This window comes from Streptomyces sp. N35, assembly GCF_016464295.1.
Taxonomy (GTDB): Bacteria; Actinomycetota; Actinomycetes; order Streptomycetales; family Streptomycetaceae; genus Streptomyces.
Window position 1 is genome coordinate 121,998 of the sequence record NZ_JAEIMH010000008.1, and the last position, 7,063, is coordinate 129,060.

At 71.4% G+C, this 7,063-nt stretch carries 6 protein-coding genes; 4 read left to right on the forward strand and 2 right to left on the reverse strand.

The window, feature by feature from the left end:
- The first annotated feature begins 9 nt into the window (after window positions 1-9).
- The gene (locus JAO81_RS07040) at window positions 10-1,311 is read left to right on the forward strand and encodes a M14 family zinc carboxypeptidase (RefSeq protein WP_199546897.1); all 1,302 of its coding nucleotides are present in this window, start codon (window positions 10-12) and stop codon (window positions 1,309-1,311) included.
- Window positions 1,312-1,507: 196 nt separating this feature from the next.
- Here JAO81_RS07040 and JAO81_RS07045 read toward each other — a convergent pair whose 3' ends face one another.
- Window positions 1,508-1,957: an SSI family serine proteinase inhibitor gene (locus JAO81_RS07045; RefSeq protein ID WP_199546898.1), complete on the reverse strand. Its 450-nt coding sequence runs from the start codon at window positions 1,955-1,957 to the stop codon at window positions 1,508-1,510.
- A 108-nt stretch (window positions 1,958-2,065) separates the two neighbouring features.
- Window positions 2,066-2,659 carry a DUF1707 and FHA domain-containing protein gene (locus JAO81_RS07050; protein ID WP_199546899.1) on the reverse strand — a complete coding sequence of 198 codons (594 nt, stop codon included), beginning with the start codon at window positions 2,657-2,659 and terminating at the stop codon, window positions 2,066-2,068.
- Between the two features lie 291 nt (window positions 2,660-2,950).
- Here JAO81_RS07050 and JAO81_RS07055 point away from each other — a divergent pair, with 291 nt between their 5' ends.
- The 3 genes from JAO81_RS07055 (at window position 2,951) to JAO81_RS07065 (ending at window position 6,967) form a co-directional block, all read left to right on the forward strand.
- Window positions 2,951-3,853, forward strand: coding sequence for a GNAT family N-acetyltransferase (locus tag JAO81_RS07055; protein ID WP_199546900.1), 903 nt, complete (start codon window positions 2,951-2,953; stop codon window positions 3,851-3,853).
- A 167-nt stretch (window positions 3,854-4,020) separates the two neighbouring features.
- Window positions 4,021-5,796 carry a malto-oligosyltrehalose trehalohydrolase gene (treZ, locus tag JAO81_RS07060; protein WP_199546933.1) on the forward strand — a complete coding sequence of 592 codons (1,776 nt, stop codon included), beginning with the start codon at window positions 4,021-4,023 and terminating at the stop codon, window positions 5,794-5,796.
- A gap of 97 nt (window positions 5,797-5,893) precedes the next feature.
- Window positions 5,894-6,967: a DegT/DnrJ/EryC1/StrS aminotransferase family protein gene (locus JAO81_RS07065; RefSeq protein WP_199546901.1), complete on the forward strand. Its 1,074-nt coding sequence runs from the start codon at window positions 5,894-5,896 to the stop codon at window positions 6,965-6,967.
- Window positions 6,968-7,063: the final 96 nt, after the last annotated feature.

Genomic DNA, 7,063 nt, shown 5'->3' on the forward strand with positions numbered 1-7,063 from the left:
ACAACGGGGGTGAGTCACCTGACGGAACAGCACTACCCCAGCGTCAATGAACTCGTCCTGTCCGCCCGGGTGCTGGCGGCTGAGCAGCCCTGGCTGTGCCGACTGCGCCGCGTCGGCACCTCGCGGGCCGGACGCCCGTTGCACCTGCTCTCGGTGGGCCATGCGACCCGTGCGGTGCTCGTGGTGGCGGGAGCGCACTCCAACGAACCGGTCGGCGGCCCCACGGCGCTGCACCTGGCCCGTCAGGTCGCCGCCGACCCCCGGCTGCGCACCCACACCTCCTGGCACTTCCTGCTCTGCGCCGACCCGGACGGGGCGAGTCTGCACCGTTCCCGCACACCGGCCTCGCTGCTCGACTACCACCGGCACTTCTTCCGGCCGGCCGGGCCCGAGCAGCCCGAGTGGGCGCCGTCGGTGCTCCCGCCGGACCAGCTGCCGCCCGAGGCGCGCACCCTGCTGCGGCTGATCGACGAGCTGCAGCCGTATCTGCAGGTGTCGCTGCACGGCACCGATCTGGGCGGCACCTGGGTGCAGTTGACCCGGGAGATACCGGGGCTCGCCGAGCCGTTCGCGAAGTCCGCCGCGCAGCTGCACATCCCGATCGAGACCGGGACCTCGGACGCGGCCGGCTGGCCGGTCACCGGCCCCGGGGTGCATGTGATGCCGCAGCCCGGGTCCGACGTGCCCTTCCCGAGTCTGCCGGAGGACGTGACCCGCTCCACCTGGTACCACGCCCACCGCTACGGCGGGCTCACCGCGATCGTCGAAGTGCCCATGTGGGCCAGCGATCTCGTCGACGACACGCATGCCCACCCCGATCCGGGAGCGGCCCTGCAGCATGTGTCACGGCGGCTGCGAGCCCAGGCCGCGCAGGTGGAGCAGGTGCTGTCCCGCGCCAGGACGGCCGAGCGGTACGCGGCCGCCCAAACGGATGCCGGCGGCCCGCTGGAGCCGCCCCACCCGCTGGCGCCGCTGCTGCGGGCCACCCGCTGGGCGCTCGACCTCGTGCCGGGCCTGGCCGACGACTGGCTCCTTCCCCCGCCCGCCGACGCCACCATGACGTATGTCTCCAGCATCGACGCCTTCGGCCGGCGCCTTCCGCTGCGGGCCGCCGCGATGCTCCTGAGGGTCCTGAAGGCGGCCGGCGATCCCACGGCGCCGGAGCTCGACCGCCTGGTGACGCGCTGGTGCGAGGAGTTCGCGACGGCGTTCCGCGCGCGGTGGGTGCCGCTCGAGCACCAAGTCGAGCACCAGGCGCGCACCGTGCTCACCGCGGCGCAGTACGCGCGGGTGGCCGCGGATGCCGCGTAGGGCACACGGCAAACGGCACAGGGCATAGGGCATAGGGCAGAGAGCAGGGGCAGGGCAGGTAGCAGGAGCAGGGCAGGGAGCAGGGGCAGGGCAGGGCAGGTAGCAGGAGCAGGGCAGGGAGCAGGGGCAGGGCAGGGCAGGGCATACGAAAGCGGGCTGCACGCATGCGTACAGCCCGCTCGGTCATGCCGGGGAGTTACTCGGCGAGCCGGAAGACCTTGCCGGTCGCCGCGCCCATCACACAGTCGTTGGAGAAGCTCTTCGCGTAGATACGGCGGGTGCCGTCCCACATGCCGTACGCGACCGCCGTGACCGGCTTGTAGATCATCGGGCAGGCGACGTCCTGCGGCTTGATGGCGCCGATCTCGCCCTTGGCCTTGGTCAGCGCGCGGCAGGCGGCGCCCGCGTTCGGGTGGCCGTTGCCCTTGCCGGGCGGGCAGCGAAGCAGGCGGCCCTGCAGATCGCCGAAGGCGCCGTCGCCCTCCATCACGCCGAGGTACATCCAGTTGCCCGGCAGCGCACGGACCGTGGCCTGGCGCTCGGTGTCGTGGTCGGCGCCGGAGGACGCCGAGGCGCCGCCCGCGCCGCCGACGAGGAGTGCGCCCGCGGCCACCGCCGCGAACAGGCCCTTGCTTGCGGTCTTCATGATCGTCATGGGGCATGCATCGGCACACAGGACCCTCGCGATCACCCCCACTCACTCGAACGGGAGCTGCAGAAAGGGTTTGGTGTGCGCCGGTTGGCCCTCTCGCGCCTACTGCGCCGCCAGCCGGAACCGCATCGATCCGAACGCGATGTGATCGCCCTCGCGCACCACCGTCGCACCCACGACCCGGCGTCCGTTGACGGAGGTCCCGTTGGTGGAGCCGAGGTCGCGCAGGACCCAGATACCGCCCTGGAGAACCAGTTCGGCGTGGCTGCGCGAGACCGTCTCGTGGCTGAGCCGCAGCCCGTTGGCGGGATCGCGGCCGATCCGCAGAGGCTGCGGCATCCCCTGCCCGAAGCCTGTCGGAGAGCTGGGAGAAGGCCCGGGCAGCGGAAGCAGCAGCTTCGGCAGCCGTTCGGCCTCCCATGCGCGGCGCATCCGCACGGTGAACGCGGAGACGGCACCGATCGCGCCCGTCAGGGCGTTGGCCATCCGGCCGCCCTCGGCGGTGGGCAGATCGGCGGTGAGCCGGGCCAGTTCATGCGGGCGGCGGGCCACCAGCGCGAGCTCCATCCGGCGCACGAAGGTGTCGTGCGAAAGCCTCCCCTGGGCCACGCCGTCGCGCAGCGCGGCAAGCACCTCGTCACGCTCGGCGTCCGACACCCGTGCGGGATAGGTCGGGAACTCGAAGGAGGACGTCACGTACGTGATTGTCGGCCAGCGGGCCGTGGGTGTCCAGAAAACCGCTGATCCAAGGGCCAGTTCAGCGGGGCCGCCATGGCCCCGCCCAAACCCGTGGACAGATCACGTACGGCGAACCTAGTCTCGTACCGACGCCACGGATGAAGGAAGGGAGGCGAGTGCGATGACGTACGCGATTCATGCGAGCTCCGCCCGCCGCTCCCGCCGCGACCGCACAGCGTCCCGGTCCTGAAGGACCGCGTCCGGCCGGGAGGGTGAGCGATCGGATCCATCACCTCCGGAAGGAAATCCATGACCGAGCTGGTCATCCGCGCGCTCACCGAGAGCGACGCCGCTTTGTTCGACACCCTTGACGATCCCGGCCTGGTGGGCCGCGCCATCGCGGGCATCGAGTACGCCACGTTCGCCGAAGGCGGCGACTACCGCCCCGACTGGACCTATGTGGCCCTGCGCGACGACCGCGTCGTGGCCCGCGCTGCCTGGTGGGGTGCCGAGGGCGACGAGACACCGGTCCTGTTCAACTGGTTCGACTTCGCCGAAGGCGAGCAGGACGCGGGCACCGAACTGCTGCGCCGTGCGCCCTTCGACGTCGAGTACGAGCTGATGCTCCCGCCCGACTGGCGCGAGCGCCCCGAGACGCTTGCCGCGGGACAGACGCGGATCGCGGCGGCCGAGGCCGCCGGCATGAGGATGCTCGTGGAGCGCTATCACTACCGGTGGACCACGGAGTGCGGCCTGCCGCCGCGTCCGGACCGGCTGACGTTCCGCGAGGAGCGCGACGACGCCGTGCTCTTCGGCGTCCTGCGCCGTATCCACTCGGCGACGCTGGACGCCCATGCGCTGCGCTCGGCCGCCGAGCACGATCTCGACAAGGCGGCGCAGGAGGAGCTGGACTACATCCACTGGTGCCCCGAGGCCTGGCCGCAGCTCGCGTACGACGCCGAGGGCGAGCTGGTCGGGATGCATCTGCCGGTCCGTATCCCGTCCGGTTTCGCGGCCGGGTTCATCGGCGTGCTGCCCGAGCAGCGCGGGCACGGGTACGCCTTCGATCTGCTCGCCGAGTGCACCCACTTCCTGGTGGACAAGGGCGCGACGGTCGTCGTGGGGGCCACCGACGAAGGGAACTTCCCGATGGCCGCTCACTTCGCCAAGGTGGGGTACCCGATGGTGCAGAAGCGGATCAACCTCGTGTGAGGCCTTGCGGTCGCCAACCACGTCCCTAGGGTCGTGGGGCGGGTCCGGCACACGCTTTTGGACGTTGTGTGCCGGACCCGCGAAAACCCCCGGCATCACGATCATTTGTGCAGCACGATGGTTCCCGCGCGACATACGAGGTGTGCGACGACGAGGGGGAATCGTCCGTGCTGTTCGAGGTGTGGGCACCCGATGCCCAGCAGGTGACGCTGCGACTCAAGGGCGTCGAGCGGACGTTGGACCCGGATCCGACCCGTGCGGGCTGGTGGATCACCGAGTCCGAGGCGTCCGACGGCGACCGCTACGGGTTCTGCCTCGACGGCGGGCCGCTGCTTCCCGACCCGCGCTCGCGCCGCCTGCCCGGCGGCCCGGCCGGCCTGTGCGCGGTCGTCGGCCCCGCCCCGGACACCCGGCGCCATGTCTGGCCCCGTCTCGGGATGCGCGACGCCGTGCTCTACGAGCTGCACACCGGCACGTACACCCGCGAGGGCACCCTCGACGCGGCGGCCGCCCGGCTCGGCCACCTCAAGCGGCTCGGGATCACGCATGTCCAGCTGATGCCGCTGTGCTCGTTCCCCGGCAGGCACGGCTGGGGTTACGACGGGGTGGCGCCGTGGGCGGTGCATGAGCCCTACGGCGGGCCCGAGGCGCTGAAGCGCTTTGTCGACGCGGCGCATGAGCTGGGCCTCGGTGTGGTCCTCGACGTGGTGCACAACCATCTCGGCCCGTCCGGCAACCATCTGCCCGCCTACGGCCCGTACTTCACAGAGACCCATCACACCCCGTGGGGTGCGGCGGTCAACCTGGACGCCCCGGGTTCGGACGAGGTGCGTGCGTACTTCCTTCAGAGCGCGCTCGCCTGGCTGCGCGACTACCGGCTCGACGGTCTGCGCCTGGACGCGGTGCACGCACTGCACGACTCCCGCGCGCTGCCCTTCCTCGAGGAACTGTCCACGGCGGTCGACGAGCTGGCCGCCGAGCTGGACCGCCCCCTGTTCCTGATCGCCGAGTCCGACCTCTGCGATCCACGCCTGATCACCCCGCGCGGTGAGGGCGGGCTCGGGCTCCACGCGCAGTGGAACGACGACTTCCACCACGCCCTGCACTGCACCCTGACCGGTGAATCCCAGGGCTACTACGCCGACTTCGCCGATGCTCCGCTCGCCGCGCTCGCCAAGACGCTGACGTCCGGCTTCTTCCACGACGGCACGTACTCCTCCTTCCGCGGCCGCACCCACGGCCGGCCCCTGGACCGCGCCCGCGTTCCGGCCTTCCGCCTTGTCGGCTACAGCCAGACCCACGACCAGATCGGCAACCGCGCGCTGGGTGACCGGCTTTCGGAGACCCTCTCCCCCGGCCTGCTCGCGTGCGCGGCGGCGCTGACGCTGACCGGGCCGTTCACGCCGATGCTCTTCATGGGCGAGGAGTGGGCGGCGTCCACGCCCTGGCAGTACTTCACGGACCATACGGACCCGGAGCTCGCCGAGGCCGTACGGACGGGCCGCAGAAGGGAGTTCGCGACCCACGGCTGGGCGGAGACTGCCACGCCGCGGCATACCGAGCACGTGCCGGACCCGCAGGACCCGGCGACCCGCGAGCGGTCCTGCCTCGACTGGTCGGAGCCGAGCACGGGCCACCACGCCCGCGTCCTGGCCTGGTACCAGGAGCTGGTGGCGCTGCGCCGTTCGCTGCCCGATCTGCAGGACCCGGATCTGGCGGCGCTGCGGGCCGCGTTCGACGAGCAGAGCCGCTGGCTGGCGCTGCGCCGCGGCGATCTGCGGATCGCGGTCAACTTCGGCAAGGAACCGGCGCGGATCCCGCTCCAGGGCGGGGCCTCGAGGGTGCTCGCGGCGTGGGAGCCGGTCGAGGCGCCGGGGGCGGACGGGGTCCTGGCGCTGCCGCCGGAGTCGTGTGTGCTGCTGGGGACCACGGGCCCGAGCTGACGGGAGCGGTGTGCGCGGGCTGATGCGACCTGTGCGCCCGTTCTGCCTCCCCATGCCCCTTCCCTCGTTCGGGTGACGGCCTCCGAACGACCGCCGGGTGAGGGGACTGCGGCGGAAGATCCACGCCATCACCGATGAGGTCATCGACACAGGCAAGTTCCACTACGGGCCGCAGACCCGGAACTTGGAGAAGGCCCTGCGGGATGCGTGGGGCGGTCACCCCGTGGCCACCACCTCGTGCACCCAGGCCCTGATGCTGTCCCTGCACGCCGCGGGCATCCGCCCCGGCGACGAAGTGATCGTGCTCTCGGCGACCTTCGCCGCCACGGCCTTCGCGGTGAGCGCCATGGGCGCCGTACCGGTGATCGTCGATGTTGCCGAACCCACCCTCACCCTGTGCCCCAAGGCGCTCGCGGACGCGGTCACCCGCCGCACCCGCGCCGTGATCCCGGTGCATCTGCACGGACATATGGCGGACATGCCCGCGATCAACGAAGTGGCCGCCCAGCACAAGCTCACCGTCATCGAGGACTGCGCGCAGGCTCCCGGCGCGAGCCTCGACGGCAAAGCCGCCGGTACCTGGGGTGACTTCGGCTGCTTCTCCTTCTGGGTGGGGAAGAACATCGGCGGTATCGACGACGCCGGCGCCGTGGTCACCAACAGTCCCGAACGCGCCGAGCAGGTGCGCCGGCTCACCAACATGGGACGTGACGGAAGGGATCGCCACACCCACCATCTGCGGGGCCACCGAGCCCGGCTCGGCGAGGTCAACGCCGGCATCCTCACCGAACAACTCGCCCTGCTGCCAAGCTGGATCGACCGGCGCAACGCGATCGCCCGGCGCTACACCTCGGCGTTCGCCGAGCTCCCGGTGACCACTCCGGTCGTCCAGGACGGCCATGTCCACGCCTTCTACAAATACGCCATCGGCTGCGAGGACATGACCGGCCTCACCGCCCACCTCTGCGCACAGGGCATCGAGGCCGAGCAGGTGTACCCGTACGTCCTGTCCGAGCAGCCGGCCTTCGAGGAGATCGAGCATCGCAGCCGCATCACGTCCAAGTCCGACCCGGCCAAGCGGCGGCTGTGCCTGCCCGCCTATCCGGAGCTCACCGACGCCGAGGTGACGCGTATCGCCGAGGCCGTCACGTCGTTCTTCGCGCCGCGCTGATCCGACGCGTGGAACGACCGCGGCACGGGTCCGATCGCGGGTAGTAGGCAACCCCGCACAGAGGCGGCCCGGAGCCATTGGACCTGGCTCCGGGCC